Source organism: Pseudomonas sp. G5001 (assembly GCF_013385475.1).
In the GTDB taxonomy this organism is placed as follows: domain Bacteria; phylum Pseudomonadota; class Gammaproteobacteria; order Pseudomonadales; family Pseudomonadaceae; genus Aquipseudomonas.
The window spans coordinates 1-25,957 of sequence record NZ_JACAPZ010000053.1 but is presented as its reverse complement, the minus strand read 5'-3'; the positions used below and the strand labels follow the sequence as shown (position 1 = coordinate 25,957).

Here is a 25,957-nt window from a genome sequence, read left to right as displayed (position 1 = left end):
CCGGAGTGAGGGAACACCGAGCACTAGCGAGGTGCCGACAGGCGGGGCAGAGCCCTTTGCTTACTTTGGGGCTTTTGCAAAGTGACTCGCTGTAAGAGCGAAACCATAAGTAGCCGTTACCTAAAAAACGGATATACACCCAACATCAACGTAAAGAACCCGTATAGATTCACCCCCAGCCGTAACGTTTAAGTCGTCTCTATTGAGCAACTAATCCCCCCTCCACTACTGTGACCTCCACCTCAATAACCCCCGCAGGAAGTCATCGTGGAAAGTTCAACGTTAGGCATGATCGTCCTCTCAATGATCGCCCTGTTCGGCGCCGCCGCGTTTTGCTTCGAACAACTCGCCACCCGCGAATCAAAGAAAAAGAAAGCCAAATAAGCTGATCATCAAAAGCAGCAAAACCCCAGTGCTTCAAGGGATACCCCGCCCCCGGGTTATCCCTTTTTTCCGTTCGCCCACCCCACCGCCCTCTATACACCGTCTTAATACCCAAACCCGCAATCAGTGCCCGAACTTGATACCCAACCTCTTAACCTCCCCGCGTCCGCAATCGCGGCTTATTAATCAGGGGAGTTCCACCGTGCTCACACTCAAGTTCATCTATATCGCCAGCGGCCTATGCGCCGTCGGGCTGTTCGCTTATCTGGGCTATGCCCTCATTCGCGCCGAAAAGTTCTAGGGAGCCCCACCATGTACGACATGATTTTTGTAGGCCTCTCCCTGGTGTTTTTCGCCGCGACAACCATGGCCATTGTCGCCATGGGCAAGATTTGAACGGAGCCTCGACATGCTAAGCACTTTGCTGGAATTTGCGCTGGTCCTGGGGTTGATGACCGGGCTCGCCGTGCTGATGGGCAAGTGGCTGACCCGGGTGTTTACCGGAACCCGCCACGCCCTGCCGGAACGTTATACCTATCGCTTGCTGGGCATCGACCCGCTGGAAACCATGAGCTGGGCCCGCTACGGTTCGGCCCTGTTGCTGTCGAACGCCGCGATGATGCTGCTCGGCTATCTCATCCTGCGGTTACAGGCCGTCATGCCGATCAACCCACTCGGGCTGGCCGCACAAACCCCGGACCTGGCGTTCAATACCGCCGCCTCCTTTATCACCAACACCAACTGGCAGGCGTACTCGGGCGAAACCAGCCTGTCGAACTTCAGCCAGATGGCAGTAATCACCTTCCTGATGTTCGTCGGCGCCACCTCGGGCGTGGTCGCCGCAGCCGGTTTTATCCGTGGCCTGAGTCGCTCAAGCTCGGCGGATATCGGCAACTTCTGGGTCGACTTCACCCGCACCCTGTACCGCGTGATGCTGCCGCTGTGCGTGGGCATGGCCCTGGTGTATGTGTGGCAAGGCATGCCGCAGACCTTTTCCTCCCAAGCCCTGGCCACCACCCTGGAAGGCGCGCAGCAACAACTGATTGTCGGCGCCGTGGCGAGCTTTGAATCGATCAAGCATATCGGCACCAACGGCGGCGGCTTCTTCAGCATGAACGCCGCGCACCCGTTCGAAAACCCGACGCCGCTGACCAACGCCCTGCACATCCTCAGCATGTTGCTGATCCCGTCGGCGCTGACCTACACCTTCGGCAGCATGCTGCTGCAACGCCGTCAGGGCTGGGTGTTTTTCGGCACCTTCCTGGTGATGTTCTTAGGCTTTCTCGCTCTGGTGTATGGCGCCGAGCAAAACGGCAACCCGCTGCTGACCCAGGCCGGTGCCAACCAGGCGCTGTCCATCGAACAAAGCGGCGGCAATATGGAAGGCAAGGAACTGCGTTTCGGCATTGCCGACAGCAGCCTGTTTATCGCCACCACCACCGCGGCCACCACCGGTTCGGTCAACGCGATGCATGACTCATTGACCCCCATGGGCGGCTTCGTGCCCCTGGCGCAGATGATGCTCAACTGCGTGTTCGGCGGCGACGGCGTGGGCTTTATCAACCTGATCCAGTACGCGCTGCTGACGGTGTTCCTGGTGGGCATGATGATTGGCCGCAGCCCGGAATTCCTCGGCAAGAAGATCGAGGCTCGGGAGATGAAACTGGTGATGCTCTCGGTGCTCGCGCACCCCATCAGCATCCTCGGGTTCACCGCCCTCGCCGCGCTGTGGCCCGACACCATGGCCAGCCTGAATAACCTCGGCCCCCACGGTTTCAGCGAGGTGCTCTACGCCTACACCTCGGGCACCGCCAACAACGGTTCGGCGTTCGCCGGGCTGAACGCCAACACGCCGTTCTTCAACACCACCATTGGCCTGGCGATGCTGGTCGGGCGCTTCTTCACCATGCTGCCGATGCTCGCCGTGGCCGGTTCCCTGGCGATGAAAAAGACCGTGCCTGCCGGCGCCGGCACCATCCCCACCGCAACCCCGCTGTTCATGGTGCTGGTGGTGTTTGTGGTGCTGGTGGTGGGCGGCCTGACTTTCCTGCCGGCGCTCGCGCTCGGTCCGCTGGTGGAGCAACTGCAGTTGCTGTCCGGCCAGACGTACAACTAAGGACACGTTGATGACGACTCAATCGATATTCAAAGGGCTGTTGCGCCCGGTGCTGGTTTCGGCAGTGTTTTTCATGGCGCTGACCGGCCTCGCCTACCCGGTCTTCACCACCTTTGCCGCGCAGTTGCTGTTCCCGTTCCAGGCCCAGGGCTCGCTGATTGAACGCGACGGATTGGTGATCGGCTCGGCGTTGATCGGCCAGGACTTCACCAGGCCCGGCTACTTCCACGGCCGCCCGAGCATGACCCTCGGTGCCGACCCGCAAGACCTGAGCAAAAGTGTCTCCCAGCCGTACAACGCCGGTTCCAGCGGCGCCAGCAACCTGGGCCCTACCAGCCAGAAACTGGTGGACCAGGTCGCGGCCCGGGTTAAAGCCTACCGCCAGGACAACGGCCTCGCCGCCGAGGCCCAGGTGCCGGTGGATGCGGTCACCGCTTCCGCCTCCGGCCTGGACCCGCATATCTCCGTGGCCAACGCACGCATCCAGCTGGCCCGGGTCGCCCGCCTGCGACAGATCCCCGAAGCCGAACTGCTGCAACTGGTGAACGAAAACACCGCGGAACGCACCCTGGGTTTGCTCGGCGAACCACGGGTCAATGTGCTGCAACTCAACCTCGCGCTGGACGCCCGCCTGCCTCTGCGCCAGCCCCCCATTGCGGCCAGTGAGTAAGAGATTCCCCCATGATCAAGAATGCTCGTTTACCTCTGTTTGATCGCGCCATCGTGCTCTCCGCCTGCGGGGGTGCGTTCAAGAAACTGCTGCCCCAGGCGCAGTGGAAAAACCCGGTGATGTTCGTCGTGTACCTGGGCAGCATCCTCACCACGCTGCTGTGGTTCCAGTCCCTGGGTGGCCAGGGTGAAGCGCCCAGCGGCTTTATCCTCAGCATCTGTTTGTGGCTGTGGTTTACCGTGCTGTTCGCCAACTTTGCCGAGGCCCTGGCCGAAGGCCGCAGCCGTGCCCAGGCCGCCAGCCTGCGCGGGATGAAGCGCCAGACCCTGGCCAAGTTGCTGCAACAACCCAAACACGGCGCCCCATGGCTGCCGACCGAAGCCACGCTGTTGCGCAAAGACCAGGTGGTGTTGATCGAAGCCGGCGACCTGGTGCCGCTGGACGGCGTGGTGATCGAAGGAGTGGCCTCGGTGGACGAAAGCGCAATCACCGGCGAATCGGCACCGGTGATTCGCGAGGCCGGCGGCGACTTTTCCTCGGTCACCGGCGGCACGCGGGTGCTGTCGGACTGGCTGGTGGTGCGCATCAGCGTCAACCCGGGCGAGTCGTTCCTCGACCGCATGATCTCGATGGTCGAATCCGCCAAGCGCCAGAAGACCCCCAACGAAGTCGCCCTGACGATTTTGCTGGTGGGCCTGACCCTGTTGTTCCTGCTGGTGATCGCCACGCTGAGCCCGTACTCGATCTTCGCCGTGGCCATGAGTGGCAGTGGCAACGTGATCAGCGCCACGGTGCTGGTGGCGTTGCTGGTGTGCCTGATTCCCACCACCATCGGCGGCCTGCTCTCGGCCATCGGCGTGGCGGGCATGAGCCGCATGATGTCGGCCAATGTGATCGCCACTTCCGGCCGCGCCGTTGAGGCGGCGGGTGACATCGACGTGTTGCTGTTGGACAAGACCGGCACCATCACGTTGGGCAATCGCCAGGCCAGCAGTTTCCTGCCGGCACCGGGGGTCAAGGAAGCTGAACTGGCCGACGCGGCGCAACTGGCGTCCCTGGCCGACGAAACCCCGGAAGGCCGCAGCATCGTGGTGCTGGCCAAGCAGAAGTTCGACATCCGCGCGCGGGACATCAACGCCCTCGGCGCAAGCTTTGTGCACTTCACCGCGCAGACTCGCATGAGCGGCGTCGACCTGCCCGAAGGCCGCGGTATTCGCAAGGGTGCAGCGGATGCGATCCGCAGTCATATCGAAGCGCTCGGCGGGAGCTTTCCGGCTGCATTGCAGGCCAAGGTCGACGAAGTATCCCGACGCGGCAGCACTCCGCTGGTGGTCTCGGACGGGGCCAAGGCACTCGGCGTGGTGGAGCTCAAGGACGTGGTCAAGGGCGGCATCAAGGAGCGCTTCGCCGAACTGCGGCGCATGGGCATCAAGACCGTGATGATCACCGGCGACAACCGCCTGACCGCCGCCGCGATTGCGGTGGAAGCCGGCGTGGATGACTTCCTCGCCGAGGCGCGCCCGGAAGACAAGCTGCAGCTGATCCGCGACTACCAGGCCCAGGGCAAGCTCGTGGCCATGACCGGCGACGGCACCAACGACGCCCCGGCGCTGGCCCAGGCCGACGTGGCGGTGGCGATGAACAGCGGCACCCAGGCAGCGAAAGAGGCCGGCAACATGGTCGACCTCGACAGCAACCCGACCAAGCTGATCGAAGTGGTCGAGGTGGGCAAGCAGATGCTGATGACCCGTGGCGCGCTCACCACCTTCAGCGTGGCGAATGACGTGGCGAAATATTTCGCGATCATCCCGGCGGCGTTTGTCGCGACCTATCCGCAGCTCGGCGCGCTGAACGTGATGCACCTGAGCAGCCCCAACTCGGCGATCCTCAGTGCGGTGATTTTCAACGCGTTGATCATCGTGGCGCTGATTCCGTTGGCCCTGCGCGGCGTGACGTACCGGGCGATTGGCGCGGCAGCGTTGCTCAATCGCAACCTGCTGATCTATGGCCTGGGCGGGGTGCTGGTGCCGTTTGCCGGGATCAAGCTGATTGACCTGGTGCTGACCGGGCTGGGTCTCGTGTAGCACCGCAAACCCAATGTGGGAGCGGGCTTGCTCGCGAATACGGAGTGTCAGCCAACTCGACTGTCACTGACACACCGCTTTCGCGAGCAAGCCCGCTCCCACAATTGAACCGCATTGACCAGGAATGACATGCCCGCATTAAACGAAGAACGCCCCGACCCCGACGCCCTTCTCGCCCGGGTCCAGCAGGAAGAACAGGCCGCCTTGCGCGGCAAACTGCGTATCTACTTCGGCTCCAACGCCGGGGTGGGCAAGACCTGCGCCATGCTTGACGCGGCGCAACGGGAAGTCAGCCTGGGCCGCGACGTACTCGCCGGTGTGGTGGAAACCCACGGCCGCCAGGAAACCGCCAACCTGCTCAACGGCCTCGAACAACTGCCCCGCGCCCACCGCCTGCATCACGATTTCACCCTCACCGAATTCGACCTCGACGCGGCCCTGCAACGCCATCCCGCCGTGCTGCTGGTGGATGAACTCGCCCACAGCAACGTGCCCGGCTCGCGCCACCCGAAACGCTGGCAAGACGTGGAAGAACTGCTCAGCGCCGGCATCGATGTGTGGACCACCCTCAACGTCCAGCACCTGGAAAGCCTTAACGATCTGGTGAGTGGGATCATTGGCATTCGCGTGCGGGAAACCGTACCGGACCACGTGTTCGACAATGCCCACGAAGTGGTCGTCGTGGACCTGCCGCCGGATGATCTGCTGCAACGCTTGAAGGACGGCAAGGTGTACCTGGGCCCTCAGGCCGAACGTGCGTCGCGGCACTTTTTCCGCAAGGGCAACCTGCTCGCCCTGCGGGAACTGGCCCTGCGCCGCACGGCCGACCGGGTCGACACGCAGATGCGCGTGTACCGTCGCGAACAGTCGATCAAGACCCTGTGGCCCGCCCGCGAGCGATTGCTGGTAGGCGTGGCCGGTGACGCCGGTGATGAACGCCTGGTGCGAGAAGCCGCGCGCCTGGCGCAAAAGCTCGAGGCGGACTGGATCGTGGTGCACGTCGCCGCAGCCCAGGGCCGCGGCGCCAAGCGTTATCTCACGGCGATGAAAACCCTGGCCCTGGCCAGCGAATTCGGCGCCGACACCGCGACATTGCCGGGCATGGACGTCGCCGAAGCACTGGCCGCCTGTGCCCGGGAACACAACGCCAATCGCCTGGTGCTCGGCCATCACCCGCGCCGGGCATGGCGGTTCTGGCATCAGTCGGTGAGCGACCGGATCAGCCGGCACCATCCGCAGATCGACCAGATCGTGATCGCCCATGGCATGTTGCCAGGCACTGTTCCTGCCATTGAAAAACCTACACCAGCGCCCGGCAGAACCCTGGCCTACCTCTGGTCCACACTCGCCTGTTTCACCGCCAGCGCCATCGCCGCGCTGCTGCTGCAGGTGTTCGACCTGGCCAACGTGGTGATGCTGTTCCTGCTCACGGTGGTGCTGGTGGCCCTGCGGTTTGGACGCGGCCCCGGCGTGTGGGCAGCGATGCTCGCGGTGCTGTGTTTCGACTTCTTTTTCGTCCAGCCGCGCTACTCGTTTACCGTCAACGACACCCAGTATTTCTTCACCTTCGCGCTGATGCTCGGCATCGCCCTGATCACCGGGCAACTCACCGCCCGCCTGCGCCACGAAGCGCGCACCGCCGCTGCCCGGGAACGCCGCGCTACTTCCCTGGCGCGTCTGGCCCGGGACCTGTCGGCCGCGTTGACCGTGGAGCAGATCAGCGAAGTGGCGCTGCGCACTTTCAGCGGCGTGTTCGAGGCGCGGGTCGGCCTGGCCTTGCCGGACGCCGCCGACGGCGTGCACAGCGTGGGCGCGGGCGGGCTGCCGATCGACGACAGCATCGCCCAATGGACCTACGACCACGGCCAGTCCGCCGGCCAGGGCACCGACACCTTGTCCGCCGCCAAGGGCTGCTACCTGCCGCTCAAGGCGCCGATGCGCGTGCGCGGTGTGCTGGTGCTGGAACTGGCGCAAAGCGAACGCCTCAACGAGCCCGAAGAGCGCCGCCTGCTGGAAGCCTGCATGAGCCAATTGGCGATTGCCCTGGAGCGCGTGCACTTCGTCGAAGTGGCGCAAAGCACGATGGTGCAGATGGAAGGCGAGAAAATGCGCAACACCTTGCTCGCGGCGATTTCCCACGACCTGCGCACGCCCTTGACCACCCTGATCGGCGCGGCCGATACCGCCCTGCCCCATGCGCCGCCGGGGCCGCTGACCGCGTTGCTGCACGGTATTCATGAGCAGGCGACTTCGATGCAACGCTTGATCGAAAACTTGCTGGACATGGCCCGCATGCAGGAGCGCGGTGTGCGACTCAACCGGCAATGGCATTTGCTGGAAGAGATCGTCGGCAGCGCCCTGCGCCAGTTGCGTGAACCACTGGCCCGGCATGTGGTGAACACGACGCTGGACCCGCAATTACCGCTGGTGGAAGTCGACGCGCTGCTGATCGAACGGGTGCTGGTCAACCTGCTGGACAACGCCGCCAAATACACCCCGCCTGGCACGGTCATCACCGTTACCGCCCGTTCCGTTTCCGACAGCATCCTGCTGGAAGTCAGCGACACCGGCCCGGGCAGCGCGCCGGCCAATCTGTTCGAACCGTTTGCCCGTGGCCAGCAGGAATCCTCGGTCGCCGGAATCGGCCTGGGCCTGGCCCTGGCCAAGCGCATCGTCGAAGCCCACGGCGGGCGCATCGAAGCCAGACCCGGCAGCGAGCGCGGCATGCATTTCGTCATCACTTTACCGGCGGGTACTCCGCCCCCAATGGACGCCCTATGAGCACTGCACGCATTCTGATTGTTGAAGACGAGGCCAACATCCGCCGTTTTGTCGGCATCGCCCTGCAGGATGAGGGCTTCCAGGTGTTCGAGGCCGACAGCGTCAAACGCGCGTTGATCCACGCTTCCAGCCGTCAGCCGGACCTGGTGATCGTCGACCTCGGCCTGCCGGACGGCGACGGCAAACAGCTGATCAGCGAGCTGCGGGGATGGCTGGCGGTGCCGATCCTGGTGTTGTCGGCACGGGATCGCGAAGAGGAAAAAGTCGCCGCCCTGGACGCCGGCGCCGATGACTACCTGACCAAACCCTTCGGCGTACCCGAGTTGCTCGCGCGCATCCGTGCGCAACTGCGTCGTCATGGGCAGACCGGCACCGTGGCGGCCACCAGCAAGGTGGCGTTTGGTGATATCGAGGTGGACCTGGCGACCCATGAAGTGTGGCGCCAAGGCCTGCCGGTGCACCTGACGCCCATCGAATACCGCCTGCTGTGCGCGATGATTCGCGGGCAGAGCCGGGTGCTGACCCACCGGCAATTATTGCTCGAGGTGTGGGGCCTGGACTACGTGGACCGCGCCCACTACCTGCGGGTGCACATGGCGCACCTGCGGCAGAAGCTGGAGGCGGACCCGGCCCAGCCGCAGTACTTCATCACCGAGTTGCAGGTGGGCTACCGACTGGTGGGTTTGTGAACAGGTGCGCGGCGGCGAAATCGACAAACACGCGGATCTTCGGCGAGAGATGCCGGCTGGATGGCCACAGCGCCCAGAACTGGCCCTGGTCATCGGAATGGCCGTCGAGCACGGTTTCCAGCTGGCCCTGGGCGAGGGCTTCGCGGGCCAGGAAGTCTGGCACGTAGGCAATCCCATGGCCGTCCATCGCGGCCCGGAGCATGGCCTCCATGTTGTTCAGGGTCAGCGCGGTGGGCAGGCGCAATTGGGTGATGGCCGGGTTGGCGGACAAGGTCCAGTCCATGATTTTGCCGGTGGTGGCGAAGCGGTAACGCAAGCACGGGTGATGCTCCAGTTCGCTCAGGGATTCTGGCCGGCCGTTGGCTCGTAGGTATTGGGGCGATGCACACAGCACAAACCTGAACGGCCCCAGCTTGCGGGCCATCAGGGTCGAATCCGCCAGGCCACCGCTGCGGATGACCACGTCGAAGCCCTCCTCGATCACGTCCACCAGATGGTCGTTGAAATCCAGCTCCAGCTCGATCTCGGGGTAGGCTTTGCGGAACGCCCTCATGTGCGGAAAGAGAAAGCGATAACCGATGGTGGGCAGGCTGACCCGCAGTTTGCCCCGGGGTGCCTGCATCGCATGGGAAAGCATGGCGCGGGCGTCTTGCAGGTCGTCGAGAATTTTCCGACTGCGCTCGTAGAACAATTGGCCTTCGGCGGTGAGGCTGACCTTGCGCGTACTGCGGTGCAACAGCCGCACATTCAGTGACGCCTCAAGCTTGGCGACATTCTTGCCCACCGCCGAAGCGGAAATCCCCATCGCCCGGGCCGCGCCGGTGAAGCTCAGGGCCTCTGCCGTTTTCACGAAGGCGATCACGCCGCTCAAGTTATCGGTCACGTCATTGCATCCATCCAGTCCGTTATGAACGGAATGTAAGCCCGTTTATCCGTGATTGCATCCTGATTAGAGTCTTTTAATCTTCAAACTCGCGGGAATGCCCCTATGAACACGACAACCGAATCTGCGCCCGCCCATGGCCGATATTCCATCCTGGCGGCCATTTGCCTGGCCGCCCTGGTATTGCCCATGAGCTTTACCGGCGGCGCCGTCGCCACGCCCTTTATCGGCCAGGCATTTGCCGCCCAGCCCAGCCAGCTGGCGTGGATCACCAACGCATTCATGCTGAGTTTCGGCAGCCTGTTGATGGCCGCCGGCACCCTAGCCGACCTGTATGGGAGAAAGCGTCTTTTCTTGTGGGGCATGGCGCTGTTTACCGTGGTCTCCTTGCTGCTGGCAGTGGCACCGGGGATTTTCTGGCTGGATGTGTTGCGTGGCGTGCAGGGCGTCGCGGCGGCTACGGCATTGGCCAGTGGCTGTGCGGCGCTGGCCCAGGAGTTTGACGGCCATGCCCGCACCCGCGCCTTCAGCTTGCTGGGCACCACATTCGGTGCAGGCCTGGCGTTTGGGCCATTGCTGTCGGGGGTGCTGATCGAGCACTGGGGCTGGCGCTCGATTTTTCTCGGCACTGCATTATTGGCCGGTATTTCGCTGCTGTTTGCCGCGCCCAAAATGCGTGAAAGCCGCGACCCGCAAGCGCTGCGGCTGGACACCGCTGGTGTACTGACGTTTTCCGCGATGCTGGTGGCCCTGACCACGGCGGTGATCCTCGCCCCGGAGCACGGCTGGTCATCGCTACTGGTTGATGCCCTGCTGATCGCAGCGGCAGTGTTTTTGCTGGTGTTTATCCTCGTCGAAAACCGCTCCAGTCAACCGATGCTGGAGCTGCGGCTGTTTCGCTTCCCGCGCTTTATTGGCGTGCAGCTCCTGCCGATCGGCACCTGTTACTGCTACATCGTGTTGATCGTGTTGCTGCCCCTGCGGTTTATCGGCGTGGAAGGCGCCAGCGCGCTGGACGCGGGTTTGATGATGCTCGCGTTATCGGCACCGATGCTGGTGGTGCCGATGATCGCCGCATCGCTGACCCGCTGGCTCTCAGCAGGACTGTTGTGTGCCATTGGCTTGCTGATCGCGGCGGTGGGCCTGTGGGGATTAAGCCTGGCCAACCAGCCTGCGCAGACCATCGCCGCAATGCTGGTCATCGGGATAGGCACCGGGCTGCCGTGGGGTTTGATGGATGGTTTGGCGATCAGCGTGGTGCCCAAGGAGCGCGCGGGAATGGCGGCGGGGATTTTCAACACCACCCGCGTGGCCAGTGAAGGCGTGGCGCTGGCGATCACGATGGCGGTATTGGGCGCATTGGTGGCACATCACCTGAAGGGTCTCGCAGGGGCCGACGTGTCAGTGATTGCCCAAGGCCTGGTCATGGGCAACGTGCAACTGGCCTCGGCCGCCCTTCCGCTGGAAGCACTGCGCAGCGCCTACATCGCGGGGTTCAACACGTTGCTGCAACTGCTCGCGGGATTCACCGTGCTGACGGCGTTGGTGGTCCTGGCCTTCATGGGGCGAAACAGCATTGCACCCGTGCAAACCGAACCGGGCATTCAGTCGTTGAGCTGAATCCCAGGCACAAAAAAGCCCGCTCAATGAGCGGGCTTCCTGTGGTACCTGGCGTTCAGCGTTCCAGGTGACCGAATATGGCGCAGCGGACGGGACTCGAACCCGCGACCCCCGGCGTGACAGGCCGGTATTCTAACCGACTGAACTACCGCTGCGCGTAACACATAAAGCGAATGGTGGGTGATGACGGGATCGAACCGCCGACATTCTGCTTGTAAGGCAGACGCTCTCCCAGCTGAGCTAATCACCCTTCACTTTCGGTGTGGGGCGCATTCTATAGCATTTTTCCGTAATGTCATGATTTAAATGCAATTTATTTAAAATATTTTGTCTTCGACCCCGCGCACCCCGCAAAACCGGCGCTTTGGGTGCAAACGCGAGTCTATTGCGTTTGCCCAAGCCTTGGCCCCACAATTAACAATTATTCTCAATAACACCTGGGCCGGGCCTTATGTCTGTGGGTGAACCGCCGTTCCAACGGGAGATTACCGAGCTGTACAGCGAGCATCACGGCTGGCTGTTCACTTGGTTGCGCCGAAAACTGGGCTGTACCCATAACGCCGCCGACGTGGCGCAGGACACCTTCGCGCGGATTCTGCACGCCCGCGAGTCGGTAACCGCCATCCGCGAACCCCGCGCCTATTTAAGTACCACCGCCAGGCGGCTGATCATCGACCAGGCACGGCGCAAGCAGATTGAGCACGCCTACCTTCAGGAATTGATGCTGACGGTGGAAACCCTGGAAGGTTTCCAGTCGCCCGAACAGATCCACACCACCCTGGAAGCCCTCGAGCACATTGCCTTCATGCTGGAAGGCATGCACGACAATGTGCGTCAGGCGTTTGTGCTGTATTACCTCGAAGACCTGACCCAGCAGCAAATCGCCCGACAACTGAAGCTGTCGGAACGTACGGTACGCAAATACCTGATCCAGGCCCTGCTGCATTGCAGCCACAGCGTGGACATCTGAGCCGCGCATGCCCGCCTCTCGCCAACAGATCGATGAACAAGCCGCCGAATGGATGATTCGCCTGCACGAAGGTGAATTGACCGAGGCCCAGCGCCAGGCGTTCGAGCGCTGGAAGCAGCAAGGCCCGCAACACGCCGCATCAGCAGCGCGCATGGAAGATGTGATTGCGCGGATGCAGGCCCTGCGCGGGCAAAAGGCACCGGCCCGGGCGGCCTTGAGTGCGGCCTTTCCCCGGCATGGGAAGGCGCGCAAAAACTACGTCCGCGCGTTGGTACTGGCCTGCAGCCTGGGCCTTCCCGCCATGGCGCTGCTCTACAGTCCTTATCCACAACAATGGATGGCCGATGTGCACAACGGTCCCGGCGAATGGAAAACCCTGCGGCTGGCGGACGGCTCGACGCTGACCCTGAACGGCATCAGTGCGGCGAATCTGCATTTCGACAGCCGGCAGCGCCGCATCGAATTGCTGCAAGGCGAGATCCTGGTGGAAGTGGCCCACGATGGCGAACGGCCATTTGTGGTGCAGACCGCCCAAGGCACCCTGCGCGCCCTGGGTACGCGATTTGTGGTCAGGCGCGAGGATGACGTTACGGTGCTGAGCATGCTCGAATCCCGCGTTGCCGCCCAAAGCGCGAATGGCCAGCAGACGCTGGAAGTGGACGCCGGCTCACAGGCGCGACTCAGCAAAGATGCCGTGCGCCTCTCCGGCAGCATCGATACGGCGAGCATCAATGGGGCCTGGCGCCGCCATCAACTGGTGGTGGATAACCGACCGTTGCCGGAAGTGCTGGATGAGATCGCCCGGCACCGTTCGGGCCGCTTGCAGTTTGATCGCGCCGCACTGGCCAGTCTCAAGGTCTCGGCCGTACTTCCCCTGGATGACACCGACCGCACCTTGCAGATGCTGGCTCAAACCCTGCCGATTACGCTGAAAACCTTTACCCCATGGCTGATAATTGTCAGCCCGGATACCGAGAGCAAAAAATAATTATTCGCATTGCTTCCGCTTTTTTTCGGGTTGCCCGTCAAGGAAGGTATACCGATGACTAAAGGACTGCCCTCACCATGCCCTTCCCTTCCAAGCCTCGCAGACGCCTGCTGAGCAGCGCGCCGCTGACCCTCACACTGCTCGCGACGACGCTGCTCAATACCCATCTGGCCCAGGCCGACACGGTAAACGTTGCGGCCCAAGCCTACGACATACCTGCCGGGCCGCTGGGCGCCACACTCAACCAGTTCGCCCAGCAAGCGGGCGTGGCTATCGTGTTCCAGTCCCAGAACCTGCTGGGGCTCGCGGGCCCGGGACTCAAAGGCACTTATAGCGTGGAGGCCGGGTTTGAAAAGCTGCTGCGTGGCAGTGGTTATCGGGCAGTCAAAGGTGATCAGGTCTACGCACTGGAAGCCAACCCTACCCCCACCGGCGCCGTGGAGCTGGGGGCGACGCAGATCAGCGCCAACCAACTCGGCACCATTACCGAAGGCTCCGGCTCTTACACCCCCGGCACCATCGCCACCGCAACCCGGCTGGTGCTGACGCCACGGGAAACTCCGCAATCGATCTCGGTGGTCACCCGCCAGGCCATGGATGACTTTGGCCTCAACTCCATCGACGACGTGATGCGCCATACCCCGGGCATCACCGTGGCAACGTATGACAGCGACCGTACCAGCTATTACTCCCGTGGCTTCGCGATTCGCAACTTCCAGTACGACGGTATTCCTATCCTGCAAGACCCGCAGTATTCGTCCGGCCATACCCTCACCGACATGGTGATCTATGACCGGGTAGAAATCCTCAAGGGCGCCACTGGCCTGCTCACTGGCGCCGGTGGCCCTGGTGGCACCATCAACATGATCCGCAAGAAACCTACCCAGGAATTCAAGGGCCATATCGACCTTGGCGCCGGTTCCTGGGACAACTACCGATCGGAAGTTGACGTCAGCGGTCCCTTGACCGAAACCGGCAACATCCGCGGCCGAGCCGTGGCGGCCCATCAAGACAAACACTCCTTCATGGACCATTACCAACGCAAAACCAGCGTCTACTACGGCATCCTGGAGGCGGACCTGTCGCCGGATACCCTGCTGACCGTGGGCGCGGACTATCAGGATAATGACCCCAAAGGCTCAAGCTGGACCGGCAGTGCCTCGCTGTATGACGAATCCGGCAATCGCATTGGCTCCAAGCGCTCATTCAACAACGGGCCACGGTGGAGCAGTTGGCAGCAGTACACGCGCACCGCCTTTGCCACCCTTGAACACAGCTTCGAAAATGGCTGGGTCGCCAAAGGTCAGTACAACCATCAAATCAACGGTTACAACGCCCCCCTGGGTTTCGTGAGCCCAGGTTTGCCCTCAGTGCTGGCGCGCAAATACACAGGTGAAACCGTCAGCGACAGCGCCGACCTTTACACCTCTGGCCCCTTCGACCTGTTTGGCCGAGAACACCAGTTGGTGGTCGGCACCTCGGTTTCCCGCTCCCACTGGAAAGGCAAGGACTACACCAACGCCAGCCTGCCCAACAATAACTTCGACTATTACAACTGGAACGGCGACATCCCGAAGCCGGACTGGGGCGAAGTCACCAACAAAAACGATGAAATCACCCGCCAGACCGGCAGCTACATGACCGCTCGCTTCAGCCTCACGGACGATCTTTCGCTGCTGCTGGGCACGCGCGTTGCAGACTTCCAGGTCACCGGCACCAGTGATACGAAAAAAAGCGGCAAGGTCTTGCCCTATGCAGGCCTGGTATACGACCTGAACGACAACGTGTCGGCCTACGCCAGTTACACGGAAATTTTCCTGCCGCAGTCGTTCAACCGTGATCGCAACAACAAATTGCTGGAGCCGGATGAAGGCAAGAACTATGAAGTGGGGCTCAAAGGTGAATTCTTCGAAGGGCGCCTGAATTCCAGCATCGCCTACTTCGAGGTTCACGAAAAAAACCGCCCCGAGGAAGATACGGAGTACAACGCCAATCCAACCAACCCCGCTCGCGACTACGCCTATAAGCCGATCACTTCGAAAACCAAGGGTTATGAGGCGGAAATCTCTGGCGAGCTGACACCCGGCTGGCAGTTGCAGGCAGGCTACACCCACAAGATTGCCCGTGATGAAAGCGGCAAGAAGGTATCGACCTGGGAGCCGGAAGATCAGGTCAATGTCTATACCAGCTACAAGCTGACCGGCAGCCTCGACAAACTCACCCTCGGCGGCGGCGCGCGTTGGCAGGGTCAAGGCTGGCAGGTACTGAGCAATTGGGCCAAGGGCGGCGCTCAAGAAAAATTTGCCCAGGATCCCTACTGGCTGGTGGACCTGATGGCCCGCTATCAGATCACCGACAGCGTGTCGGCGACCGTCAACGTCAACAACGTGTTCGACAAGTCGTATTACACCAACATCGGCTTCTACAACTCGTCGTACTATGGCGACCCTCGCAACGTAATGGTCAGTACCCGCTGGGATTTCTAAACCCAATCAAAAACGCCCCCGATCGCTGCACATGATCGGGGGCGTTTTTTAGACCGGCGGTTTCTTGCAAACCCCAGACAGCAAAAAGCCCGCTCAATGAGCGGGCTTCCTGTGGTACCTGGCGTTCAGCGTTCCAGGTGACCGAATATGGCGCAGCGGACGGGACTCGAACCCGCGACCCCCGGCGTGACAGGCCGGTATTCTAACCGACTGAACTACCGCTGCGCGTAACACATAAAGCGAATGGTGGGTGATGACGGGATCGAACCGCCGACATTCTGCTTGTAAGGCAGACGCTCTCCCAGCTGAGCTAATCACCCTTCACTTTCGGTGTGGCGCGCATTCTACGGAGCGACCCATGGTCTGGCAAGCACTTTCTTAAATAATTTTTTTCAGGCCTTCCAATGGCTTAGCGAGGGTTGGCCTATGACGCCATGAGGAGAATAATGCCCCCCTTTGTATATAAGGAGAGACTCACCCCATGTGGTTCAAAAACCTGCTTATCTATCGCCTGACCCAAGATCTGCCTGTTGATGCCGAGGCGTTGGAAACTGCACTGGCCACCAAACTGGCGCGCCCTTGTGCAAGCCAGGAATTGACCACTTACGGTTTCGTCGCCCCTTTCGGTAAAGGCGAAGACGCGCCACTGGTGCACGTCAGCGGTGATTTCCTGCTGATCGCTGCGCGCAAGGAAGAACGTATCCTGCCGGGTAGCGTGGTGCGTGATGCGGTGAAGGAAAAGGTCGAAGAGATCGAAGCCGAGCAAATGCGCAAGGTCTACAAAAAGGAACGCGACCAGATCAAGGATGAAATCATCCAGGCCTTCCTGCCGCGCGCGTTCATCCGTCGCTCGTCGACCTTCGCCGCCATCGCGCCGAAACAAGGCCTGATAATGGTGAACTCCGCCAGCCCGAAACGTGCCGAAGACCTGCTGTCCACCCTGCGTGAAGTGATCGGCACCCTGCCGGTACGTCCGCTGACCGTGAAAACCGCGCCAACCGCCATCATGACCGACTGGGTCACCACCCAGAAACCGGCCGATGACTTCTTCGTCCTCGACGAATGCGAACTGCGCGACACCCACGAAGACGGCGGCATCGTGCGCTGCAAACGCCAGGACCTGACCGGCGAAGAGATCCAACTGCACCTGACCACCGGCAAAGTCGTGACCCAGTTGTCCCTGGCTTGGCAGGACAAGCTGTCCTTCATGCTGGACGACAAAATGACCGTCAAGCGCCTGAAGTTCGAAGACCTGCTGCAGGATCAGGCTGAACAGGACGGCGGCGACGAAGCACTGGGCCAGCAGGACGCCAGCTTTACCCTGATGATGCTGACGTTTGGCGACTTCCTGCCGGCGTTGGTTGAGGCACTGGGTGGCGAAGAAACCCCACAAGGTATCTAAAGCCTTGTGAAGATCAAAATGTGGGAGCGGGCTTGCTCGCGAATGCGTCCTTTCAGTTGATATCTTCCTGGCTGACACACCGCATTCGCGAGCAAGCCCGCTCCCACATTTGATCGCATGCGCACTTCCAAAATCGAATAACAAGGACCAACCCCATGCGTGCACTCGCCGCCTTGAGCCGTTTCGTCGGCAATACCTTCGCCTACTGGGTGCTGATTTTTGCCGTGGTTGCGTTCCTGCAACCCGCCTGGTTTCTCGGCCTCAAAGGCGCCATCGTGCCGCTGTTGGGCCTGGTGATGTTCGGCATGGGGCTGACCCTCAAACTTGAAGATTTCGCTGAAGTCGCGCGCCATCCGTGGCGCGTGGCATTGGGTGTGGTCGCGCATTTCGTGATCATGCCCGGCGTGGCCTGGCTGCTGTGCCAGGTCTTTCACCTGCCACCGGAAATTGCCGTCGGTGTGATCCTCGTCGGCTGCTGCCCGAGCGGCACGTCGTCCAACGTCATGACCTGGCTGGCCCGGGGCGACCTGGCCCTGTCGGTGGCCATCGCCGCCGTCACCACCCTCCTCGCTCCGCTGCTGACGCCCGCGCTGATCTGGCTGCTGGCCTCGGCCTGGTTGCCGGTGTCGTTCATGGAGTTGTTCTGGTCGATCCTGCAAGTGGTACTGCTGCCGATCGTGTTGGGCGTGGTGGCGCAGCGCTTGCTGGGCGCCCGGGTACGGCATGCGGTCGAGGTGTTGCCGCTGGTGTCGGTGGTCAGCATCGTGGCGATTGTCGCCGCCGTGGTGGCGGCCAGCCAGGCGAAGATTGCCGAGTCGGGCCTGCTGATCATGGCGGTGGTGATCCTGCATAACACCTTTGGCTTCCTGCTGGGCTATTTCACCGGCCGTGTGTTCGGGCTGCCGCTGGCACAACGCAAATCCCTGTCGCTGGAAGTGGGCATGCAGAACTCCGGCTTGGGCGCCGCACTGGCAAGTGCGCATTTCTCGCCGCTGGCGGCGGTGCCGAGTGCGCTGTTCAGCGTCTGGCACAATATTTCCGGGGCACTCCTGGCTACGTACTTCCGGCGAATGAGCGAAAAGGAAGACCGCGAATTGTTGGCGGGCAAGTCCGAAACTTGATCACCTGATCAATATTCGGCACTCTACCGGGCTTCGCGGGGACGACCCTGCGACGCAATCAAGCGCTTAATCCGGGGACGCCCCCACCTAAGAAGGGAGGTCATCATGTCCTGGATCATTCTGTTTTTTGCCGGACTGTTTGAAGTCGGCTGGGCCGTCGGACTGAAATACACCGACGGTTTCAGCAAGCCACTGCCCACGGCCCTGACGATTGCCGCCATGGCCATCAGCCTGGGGTTGCTGGGGTTGGCCATGAAGGAACTGCCGCTGGGTACCGCCTATGCCATCTGGACCGGTGTCGGTGCAGTGGGCACGGTGATTGCCGGGATTATCCTGTTCGGGGAGTCCATGGCGCTGTTTCGACTGGCCAGTGTGGCGTTGATTATCTGTGGGCTGATCGGGCTCAAGATCAGCGCCTGAGCCACTCACCGGCAATAAAAACAAGGTGGACTTAATAGTCCACCGAGTACGGCACGCTATTTACTACTCTGTGATGCATCAGACGTCATAGTAGCGTTCACGCGGTTCTTTCCCCCATTCCTTGTAAAGTGCATTTTCGTTATACGGCTCCGGGTTTGTACTGGTAGGGGGCGTTGAGGGGTCATTATCAAAATCATAAGGTTCACCGTCCGTTGGTAACCCAACGGCTTGCCGCTCCAAATTTGGCTCACGAGTTGGCCTGCGGGGATCGCTAGTTTCTGGCGGTACTTCAGTTTCTCCGGGCAAGAACTTACCGTCGACACCGTCGTACGCATGGGCGAACTCATGGAACAGGGTTGAGACGCCTGGACGCTCGTACTTGTCCATAATGAACGAAGGGTTGTAGGAGACTGTTGCATCATCAGCCGGCATACCTGGCGTGTTATTAGTGATGAATCCGTGTTGCGAATCTTGAGGTGGGTGCTCATTGAGTGGTTGTAAGTCCTTACGTCCGTACTTATAAAAGATACCCTCCGACTCTGGCACCTTCTCTATTTTTATCGGCGCGGGAGTCTTGTCTAACGCCCCAAGCATTTTTTGCCCTACTGGAGAACCCCGAAAAAACTCTAAATCATCTTCAACGCGCTGCTTGAACTCACCATCCCCTTTAACCTCAAACGCTTTTTTACCAACGTCAGACGGCGTCACCTCAACGAACTTAGAGTTCCCCGTGCGTTTTATAGTGTCGTCTTTCTTGCCGTAAACAATATCCTTATCAGATACTGAATTAACCGTATCCTGCCCCTTGCCGGTATAAATTGTATTCTGACCAGCACCACCATCTACAACATCATTTCCCTTTCCGCCATTCATGACGTTCTTCCCACCGCCTCCACGCAGCGAATCATTGCCGCTGCCACCGTCCATGTAAGTGCCACCACCTGCTCCCCGCAACTTGTCGTTGCCGTTACCCCCATACATGACGCTATATGCCGAGCCTCCGGTGATCGTGTCATCCCCATCGTTGCCCTCGGCATACCCGACACCGCTGCCCAATTGAATGGTGTCATTACCAACACCGCCGTAGACATTGGTCCTGCCGCCTCCAGCGTTGAATCGATCGTTGCCGGCTCCCAGCTTGACGCTGACGGGCACTTTTACGTCGTCGTCAATAGTGACATTGTCGTCTCCGCCGTTGCTTTGGATCTCAAGATGCTGCTGACCATTACTCTTGGTATCGAAAGGAATGTCGTAGGTCTTGCCATTAATCTCGGCGGTCAATCCTCCATCAGCCGAATTTTTAATATGAATTTTGTCCGCGCTGTCACCCGTCTTAATCGTTAACGCCTGGTCTTTTGGCGGGGAGAAAAAACCACGCCCGCCGCCCCTAACACTTAGATCTATCTGGACCCCACCTTCATTGAATGGCATATTCGGGATGATCTTTATCGGCGCAGAAGGCTCGCCCTGTTTATCCTGTAACTTATCGGAGGGTGCTGTAGAAAGAGTATGTAAAGGCGGTTGTAAAGCGGGAGGGTTAGTACTCACTTGCATGTTCATCGAAAATCATCCTTAGCGTTAGACAACTACGATGACTGCGTGGCAATTAGAAAGAAATGGTTCCGCAGGATGAGTGATTTATTACCCAAAACTACAAACTGCAAGCGTTGTCCCACATCAAAGTCAGTCCCTGCCCAGGCCCTTCAGCGCAGAAGGTCCTGAGCACCAGAACTTGACTACTTGAGATCACCCCTCAACGTGCCAACCAGACCATGCAACGCCTCGGGCGTCGCCGCCTCCACCGTCACCGGCGCGCCGGCCACCAGGGTCACTCGCGACCAGATCCGGTGGAAGAAGCCCTTGTTCGGATCGCGACTGAAAAAACTCCCCCACAACCCCTGCAACGCCATCGGAATCACCGGCACCGGCGTCTCTCCAAGAATCCGCGTCACGCCGCTTCGGAACTCGTTCATCTCGCCATCGGAGGTCAATTTTCCTTCCGGGAAGATGCACACCAGCTCGCCGTCCTTAAGGTAGTGGGCAATCCGCTGGAAGGCCTTTTCGTAGATCTGGATGTCCTCATGCCGCCCGGCAATCGGAATCGCCCCGGCAGTGCGGAAGATAAAGTTCAAAACCGGCAGGTTGTAGATCTTGTAGTACATGACAAAACGAATCGGCCGACGCACCGAACCGGCAATCAACAGCGCATCGACAAACGACACGTGATTGCACACCAGCAACGCCGCGCCCTCGTCTGGGATCAGCTCGAGGTTCTTGTGCTCGACGCGGTACATGGAATGGCTGAGCAGCCAGATCATGAAACGCATGGTGAACTCGGGCACGATCTTGAAGATGTAGGTGTTGACCGCGATGTTCAGCAGCGACACCACCAGGAACAACTCGGGAATCGACAGCTTGGCCACGCTCAGCAGCAGGATCGAGACGATCGCCGAGACCACCATGAACAGCGCATTGAGAATGTTGTTGGCCGCGATCACCCGCGCCCGCTCGTTCTCGGCGGTACGCGACTGGATCAACGCGTACAGCGGCACGATATAGAAGCCGCCGAATACGCCGAGGCCAAGGATATCGAACAACACCCACCACGCCTGGCCGTAACTCAGCACGGCGATCCAGTCGTTGGCCTGGACGTTCTGCGGGAAGCCGCCGGAATGCCACCACAGCAGCAGGCCGAAAACGGTCAAACCGAACGAGCCGAACGGCACCAGGCCGATCTCGACTTTGCGCCCGGAGAGCTTTTCGCACAGCATCGAACCCAGTGCGATGCCCACCGAGAACACCGTGAGGATCAGCGTGACCACAGTCTCGTCGCCGTACATCCATTCCTTGGCGTAGGCCGGGATTTGCGTCAGGTAGATCGCGCCGACAAACCAGAACCACGAGTTGCCGACAATCGAGCGCGACACCGCCGGTGTCTGCCCCAGGCCGAGCTTCAAGGTGGCCCAGGACTGACTGAAGATATTCCAGTTCAGGCGCATCTCGGGGCTGGACGCCGCCGCGCGCGGAATGCTGCGGCTGGCCAGGTAGCCCAGCACCGCAATGCCGACGATGGCCGTCGAGACCACCGGCGCGTAATGGGTGGACGACATCATGATCCCGGCGCCAATGGTGCCCGCGAGGATCGCGAGGAACGTGCCCATTTCCACCAGGCCATTGCCGCCCACCAGCTCATCTTCGTGCAGGGCCTGGGGCATGATCGAGTACTTCACCGGCCCGAACAGCGCCGAGTGCGTGCCCATGGCAAACAGCGCCAGCAGCATCAGCTCCAGGTGGTTGAACATGAAACCCACCGCGCCCACGGACATGATCACGATTTCGCCGATCTTGATCACCCGGATCAGCGCGTCCTTGTTGAACTTCTCGCCAAATTGCCCGGCCAGGGCCGAGAACAGGAAGAACGGCAGGATAAACAGCAACGCGCAGAGATTGACCCAGATCGAGCGGTCGCCCTCGATGGTCAGCTTGTAGAGAATCGCCAGGATCAACGACTGCTTGAATATATTGTCGTTGAACGCACCAAGGGACTGGGTAATGAAGAACGGCAGGAAACGCCGTTTGCGCAGCAAAGTGAATTGCGAGGGGTGGCTCATCGTCCGTGTTCCTGCGTGGCCTGAAGGCTGTTATTGGTTTTTCCAGGCCACGACTTTACCTAATCCTGCTTACTTATTCGCTAGTCCTGCAATGCACGGCGATACAAAAAGCTCGCCTTTATAGGCGCCCTGCACCGTGCGCTTGGCGACTATCAGCCACATCAGCGCCAGCGCCGCCACCAACACGCAACCAACGATGCTGAAAAAACCCAGGTGCAAGGTGCTCGCCAGTTTCAGCGTGGCCAGCGAGTACACGCCCAACGGGAAGGTGAAGCCCCACCAGCCAAGGTTGAACGGGATACCGGCCCGCAGGTAACGCAGGGTGATCAGCACCGCGATCAGCATCCACCACAAGCCGAAGCCCCACAGGGTGATGCCTGCGACCAGGCCGATGCCGTTGGCCATCTCACCGACGCCGGGCAGACCGTTGGCGGCAAAGATGGCAGGTGCATCACCGCCCAGTACCAGCATGCCCAGGGCACCGGTGCCGATGGGACCTAGAGCCAGCCAGCTCGACGCGGCCATATTGGCGTGTGGCAGTTTATGCAGGGCCATGCGCAGCATCAGGATGGTCAGGATGCTGAACGCCACCGGCAGGGAAAACGCCCACAGCACGTAGCTGGTCACCAGCATCACCAGTTGCGAATGGGCGTCGGCCAGGTGCGGCGCCAGCAGGCCACCGCTGGCGGCGGCGACTTCCGCGGCCACCACCGGCAACAGCCACACGGCAGTCATCTGGTCGATACTGTGTTCCTGACGGGTGAACATCATGAACGGGATCAGCACCCCGCAGGCCAGGGCCATCGCGACGTCGAGCCACCACAGCACCTCGGCCAGTTGCACCACGCCATCCCCCCAGCGCGGCACGCCAAACAGCAGGAAGCCGTTGATAATGGTCGCCAGGCCCATGGGGATGGTGCCGAAGAACATCGACACCGTGGAGTGCCCGAAAATGCGCCGGGCCTCGTGGAAAAACATCACCCAGCGCGCCGCATACAGCACGCTGAACAGCACAAACAGGCCGATGGTAAACAGCCACAGCCCTTCGGCCACGGCGTGCAGCCCCGCCAGGTTGACCGGCAATTGCGCCAGCGCCAACGCCAGCACCCCGGTGCCCATGGTGGCGGCAAACCAGTTGGGGGTGAACTGGCGAATCACTTCCCGGGGACGGGTCAGGTGACTGAAGGGTTTCAAGCTGCTGTGAAGCGTATTCGGGCAAGTCATGGTGTAGTCCTCTTCCTCGCATGAGGTTGAGACCATGGTAGAACCGAATCGAATATCTATATAACGGGTAATATCTCTAACTGTTATCTGTTTCGTAGATATACCATTAAATGCTGCCTTCGGTTTCAATCACCAGAATCCGTGCGGGGCCCTGTGGATGGGCAACATGCTCGGTGCCGACACTGGCGTAGAAGATGTCGCCTACCTCAAGCAAGGCCATCTGTTCGCTGCCGTTTTCGCGATAGTGCATCTGCACCTGGCCATCAAGCACCACGAACACCTCTTCGCCGTCATTCACGTGCCAGCGATACGGCTGGTCGGTCCAATGCAAACGGGTGGTGATGCCATTCATATTGGCGATGTCCAGCGCCTCCCAGGCGCGGCTGCCGGTGAATTCTTTGCTGCGGATGATCTTCATGGGTGAATCCCAAGGCGTAAGGGTGACGAATTATTACCGAATCAATTACCCGCCGTCGCCCTGCTCTTCGCCAAATCCTGCATTAGCAACGCCACCAACGCGCCGAGTGCCAATACGATCAACACCACGCCATAACCGTCGGTGGTGGCGATCAAACCGAAGGTGCGCGTCAAGTTGCCCGCCAACAGCGACGGCACACAGAACGCCAGGTAACTCAGCACATAGAACGCCGACATCAAGCCCGCCCGCTCATGGGGCAAGGCCAACGGCAAAACACTGCGCAGCGCACCGAGGAATCCCGAGCCAAAACCACCGCCGGCGATCAGCGTGGCAATGAAGAACAGCGGCAGGCTGGCGCTGTGGACGGCCGTGAGGATCAGCGCAACACCCACCGCCAGCAGCACGGCGCCCAACCGCAGGACTTTGTCCGCCGGGCGGTTGCGCAGGCTGAAAATCATCACCGCCCCGCTCAGCGTCAACACCGCCACCAGTCCGCCGCCGATCAGGTTCGAGGTGGACCCGGTCGCCGCCCGCACCAGCGAGGGCGCCAGGGACAGATAAAAACCGCCCATGGCCCATACGGCTACGTCTACCGGCAACGAGATCCACAAGGCGCGTCGGGCCTGGGGCGGTACATGCAAGGTGGGCCATAGCGAGGCCAGGGCCCCCGGAATCCGGCTGACTGTCTCCGGCAGGCGCCAGACGTACAATGCCTGCAGGATCATCAACCCGAGCAGGGTCCAGTAAATCAACGTGGTCGGCATCGGCGCGAACTCCACCAGCAGGCTGCAGCCCATGGCCCCGCAGGCCATGCCCAGCAAAGGCGCTACGCTGTTGATCAGCGGGCCTTGCTGGCGGTCGGTGTCGAGCAATGCGGCGCCCAGTACAGCGGTGGCCATGCCGGTGGCAAAGCCTTGTACCGTGCGGGCGGCAATCAGCCAGCCGACGCTGTCGGCATTGATAAACAGCAGCATCGCCAGCATATCGAGGAGCAGCGCGGCAAAAATTACCGGCTTGCGCCCCAGGTGGTCCGACAGCGACCCCACGGTCAGCAATGCAGCCAGCAGGCTCAAGGCGTAAATGCCAAATACCAGGGTCAACATCGCCGCCGAAAAGTGCAGGCCCTCTTGATAGAGGTGGTACAACGGGGTCGGCGCGCTGGAGGCGGCGAGAAACGTCAGCAAGGTGATCGCCAGAAACACCAGGCTGGAACGATGAGAAGTAACGCTGGACATGGGCACGCTCCGCTAAAGCTAATATTTTGCTTTTGCGGAGTGTGCTACCGGATGGCGCTTAAAGCAAATTCTTTGTGTTAAGGTTTTACGCATGGCGATAAAAGAAGGCCTCCGCCCGGGGGGCCGTAGTGCCCGGGTCCAGGAATCAGTGCATTCGGCAGTGCGCGAATTGCTCGAAGAGCAGGACCGTTCCAGCGTGACCGTGCCGCAGATAGCCACGCGCGCCGGAGTGACGCCTTCGACCATCTACCGGCGCTGGGGTGACTTGGCGGCGCTGCTGGCCGATGTTGCGATGGCCCGTCTGCGCCCGGACAGTGAGCCGGCTGATACCGGCAGCCTGCGCGGAGACCTGCGGGCCTGGGGTGAGCAATACCGTGATGAGATGAGCTCTGACCTTGGCCGCGAGATGATGCGTGATGTGCAATGCAGTCAGGCGCCGGGGTATTGCGTGGGGATTCTCACCGGGCAGTTGGAGACGATCCTGGATCGGTACACCGACGACGCCGGGACACTTCCCAGCGTGGATCGGCTGATCAATTTGATCGTTGCGCCCACCGTGTTTCGTAATCTGTTTTCTACCGCGCCGCTTGAGGTTGAAGAACTGCATGAGCTGATTGAGTTGGCTTTGCTGCCGTAAGGTGGTTTGTGGGTTTGGGTTTGGATTTGGGTGTATATCCGTTATTTGGGTTGTTGCTGATATGGGTTCCGCTCTTACAGCGGCTCACTTTTGAACAGCGCAAAAGTAAGCAAAACGCTCTTGCCCCACCACTCGGCACCTCGCCCAGGCTCGGTGTGCCCTCACTCCGGCTTTGGAAAGTGGGCCGCCGCGATGGGCCATCCTTGCCCCAGCGCGAC

General features: G+C 60.8%; 20 protein-coding genes and 4 tRNA genes. 14 read left to right on the top strand and 10 right to left on the bottom strand.

Annotated features, from left to right (window positions below):
* The first annotated feature begins 586 nt into the window (after window positions 1-586).
* From kdpF to HX805_RS30955, 6 genes are all read left to right on the top strand, one after another.
* On the top strand, window positions 587-685 hold the full coding sequence (kdpF, locus tag HX805_RS32725; RefSeq protein ID WP_003219423.1) for a K(+)-transporting ATPase subunit F: 99 nt from the start codon (window positions 587-589) through the stop codon (window positions 683-685).
* Between the two features lie 108 nt (window positions 686-793).
* Complete coding sequence (gene kdpA, locus HX805_RS30975) at window positions 794-2,500, top strand: potassium-transporting ATPase subunit KdpA (protein WP_177117608.1); 1,707 nt, start codon at window positions 794-796, stop codon at window positions 2,498-2,500.
* Window positions 2,501-2,510: 10 nt separating this feature from the next.
* Window positions 2,511-3,170 carry a K(+)-transporting ATPase subunit C gene (kdpC, locus tag HX805_RS30970; protein WP_177037354.1) on the top strand — a complete coding sequence of 220 codons (660 nt, stop codon included), beginning with the start codon at window positions 2,511-2,513 and terminating at the stop codon, window positions 3,168-3,170.
* Between the two features lie 11 nt (window positions 3,171-3,181).
* Entirely contained in the window at window positions 3,182-5,254 is a 2,073-nt protein-coding gene (kdpB, locus tag HX805_RS30965; RefSeq protein WP_177117607.1) for a potassium-transporting ATPase subunit KdpB, read from the top strand.
* A gap of 129 nt (window positions 5,255-5,383) precedes the next feature.
* Entirely contained in the window at window positions 5,384-8,035 is a 2,652-nt protein-coding gene (locus HX805_RS30960; RefSeq protein ID WP_102606160.1) for a sensor histidine kinase KdpD, read from the top strand.
* On the top strand, window positions 8,032-8,724 hold the full coding sequence (locus HX805_RS30955; protein ID WP_003219430.1) for a response regulator: 693 nt from the start codon (window positions 8,032-8,034) through the stop codon (window positions 8,722-8,724). The genes HX805_RS30960 and HX805_RS30955 overlap by 4 nt, the downstream gene beginning before the upstream one ends.
* Here HX805_RS30955 and HX805_RS30950 read toward each other — a convergent pair.
* On the bottom strand, window positions 8,684-9,607 hold the full coding sequence (locus tag HX805_RS30950; RefSeq protein ID WP_008430364.1) for a LysR family transcriptional regulator: 924 nt from the start codon (window positions 9,605-9,607) through the stop codon (window positions 8,684-8,686). The genes HX805_RS30955 and HX805_RS30950 overlap by 41 nt on opposite strands.
* Before the next feature lie 105 nt (window positions 9,608-9,712).
* Between HX805_RS30950 and HX805_RS30945 the strand changes: the two genes are divergently transcribed.
* Complete coding sequence (locus HX805_RS30945; RefSeq protein WP_177117606.1) at window positions 9,713-11,227, top strand: MFS transporter; 1,515 nt, start codon at window positions 9,713-9,715, stop codon at window positions 11,225-11,227.
* Window positions 11,228-11,305: 78 nt separating this feature from the next.
* Here HX805_RS30945 and HX805_RS30940 read toward each other — a convergent pair.
* Both HX805_RS30940 and HX805_RS30935 read right to left on the bottom strand, forming a co-directional pair.
* Window positions 11,306-11,382 (bottom strand) — tRNA-Asp (locus HX805_RS30940).
* A 19-nt stretch (window positions 11,383-11,401) separates the two neighbouring features.
* Window positions 11,402-11,477, bottom strand: a tRNA-Val gene (locus tag HX805_RS30935).
* Window positions 11,478-11,678: 201 nt separating this feature from the next.
* Between HX805_RS30935 and HX805_RS30930 the strand changes: the two genes are divergently transcribed.
* From HX805_RS30930 to HX805_RS30920, 3 genes are all read left to right on the top strand, one after another.
* On the top strand, window positions 11,679-12,197 hold the full coding sequence (locus HX805_RS30930) for a sigma-70 family RNA polymerase sigma factor (RefSeq protein WP_177023022.1): 519 nt from the start codon (window positions 11,679-11,681) through the stop codon (window positions 12,195-12,197).
* 7 nt (window positions 12,198-12,204) lie between these two features.
* Complete coding sequence (locus HX805_RS30925) at window positions 12,205-13,185, top strand: FecR family protein (RefSeq protein ID WP_177117605.1); 981 nt, start codon at window positions 12,205-12,207, stop codon at window positions 13,183-13,185.
* A 77-nt stretch (window positions 13,186-13,262) separates the two neighbouring features.
* Window positions 13,263-15,671, top strand: coding sequence for a TonB-dependent siderophore receptor (locus tag HX805_RS30920; protein WP_177117604.1), 2,409 nt, complete (start codon window positions 13,263-13,265; stop codon window positions 15,669-15,671).
* Window positions 15,672-15,819: 148 nt separating this feature from the next.
* Here HX805_RS30920 and HX805_RS30915 read toward each other — a convergent pair.
* Window positions 15,820-15,896, bottom strand: a tRNA-Asp gene (locus HX805_RS30915).
* A 19-nt stretch (window positions 15,897-15,915) separates the two neighbouring features.
* A tRNA-Val gene (locus tag HX805_RS30910) sits at window positions 15,916-15,991 on the bottom strand.
* Between the two features lie 161 nt (window positions 15,992-16,152).
* Between HX805_RS30910 and rdgC the strand changes: the two genes are divergently transcribed.
* The 3 genes from rdgC to sugE all read left to right on the top strand — a co-directional run bounded on the left by rdgC (window position 16,153) and on the right by sugE (window position 18,614).
* Complete coding sequence (rdgC, locus tag HX805_RS30905) at window positions 16,153-17,073, top strand: recombination-associated protein RdgC (protein ID WP_177117603.1); 921 nt, start codon at window positions 16,153-16,155, stop codon at window positions 17,071-17,073.
* A 155-nt stretch (window positions 17,074-17,228) separates the two neighbouring features.
* On the top strand, window positions 17,229-18,194 hold the full coding sequence (locus HX805_RS30900; protein ID WP_003212369.1) for a bile acid:sodium symporter family protein: 966 nt from the start codon (window positions 17,229-17,231) through the stop codon (window positions 18,192-18,194).
* Window positions 18,195-18,299: 105 nt separating this feature from the next.
* Window positions 18,300-18,614 carry a quaternary ammonium compound efflux SMR transporter SugE gene (gene sugE, locus HX805_RS30895; protein ID WP_010166396.1) on the top strand — a complete coding sequence of 105 codons (315 nt, stop codon included), beginning with the start codon at window positions 18,300-18,302 and terminating at the stop codon, window positions 18,612-18,614.
* A 78-nt stretch (window positions 18,615-18,692) separates the two neighbouring features.
* Here the strand turns inward: sugE and HX805_RS30890 are convergent, their stop codons facing one another.
* The 5 genes from HX805_RS30890 to HX805_RS30870 all read right to left on the bottom strand — a co-directional run bounded on the left by HX805_RS30890 (window position 18,693) and on the right by HX805_RS30870 (window position 25,102).
* Window positions 18,693-20,174 carry a M91 family zinc metallopeptidase gene (locus HX805_RS30890; RefSeq protein ID WP_177023019.1) on the bottom strand — a complete coding sequence of 494 codons (1,482 nt, stop codon included), beginning with the start codon at window positions 20,172-20,174 and terminating at the stop codon, window positions 18,693-18,695.
* 176 nt (window positions 20,175-20,350) lie between these two features.
* Window positions 20,351-22,225: an MFS transporter gene (locus HX805_RS30885; RefSeq protein ID WP_177029243.1), complete on the bottom strand. Its 1,875-nt coding sequence runs from the start codon at window positions 22,223-22,225 to the stop codon at window positions 20,351-20,353.
* 69 nt (window positions 22,226-22,294) lie between these two features.
* Window positions 22,295-23,449, bottom strand: a complete 1,155-nt coding sequence (locus HX805_RS30880) for a TDT family transporter (RefSeq protein ID WP_008430443.1) — start codon at window positions 23,447-23,449, stop codon at window positions 22,295-22,297.
* 106 nt (window positions 23,450-23,555) lie between these two features.
* Window positions 23,556-23,867 (bottom strand): cupin domain-containing protein, encoded by a 312-nt coding sequence (locus HX805_RS30875; RefSeq protein WP_177029242.1) that lies wholly within the window; start codon window positions 23,865-23,867, stop codon window positions 23,556-23,558.
* A gap of 41 nt (window positions 23,868-23,908) precedes the next feature.
* Window positions 23,909-25,102 (bottom strand): MFS transporter, encoded by a 1,194-nt coding sequence (locus HX805_RS30870; protein WP_003212382.1) that lies wholly within the window; start codon window positions 25,100-25,102, stop codon window positions 23,909-23,911.
* A gap of 91 nt (window positions 25,103-25,193) precedes the next feature.
* On the opposite strand from HX805_RS30870, the gene HX805_RS30865 reads away from it, so the two are divergent.
* The gene (locus HX805_RS30865) at window positions 25,194-25,739 is read left to right on the top strand and encodes a TetR/AcrR family transcriptional regulator (RefSeq protein ID WP_087695266.1); all 546 of its coding nucleotides are present in this window, start codon (window positions 25,194-25,196) and stop codon (window positions 25,737-25,739) included.
* Window positions 25,740-25,957: the final 218 nt, after the last annotated feature.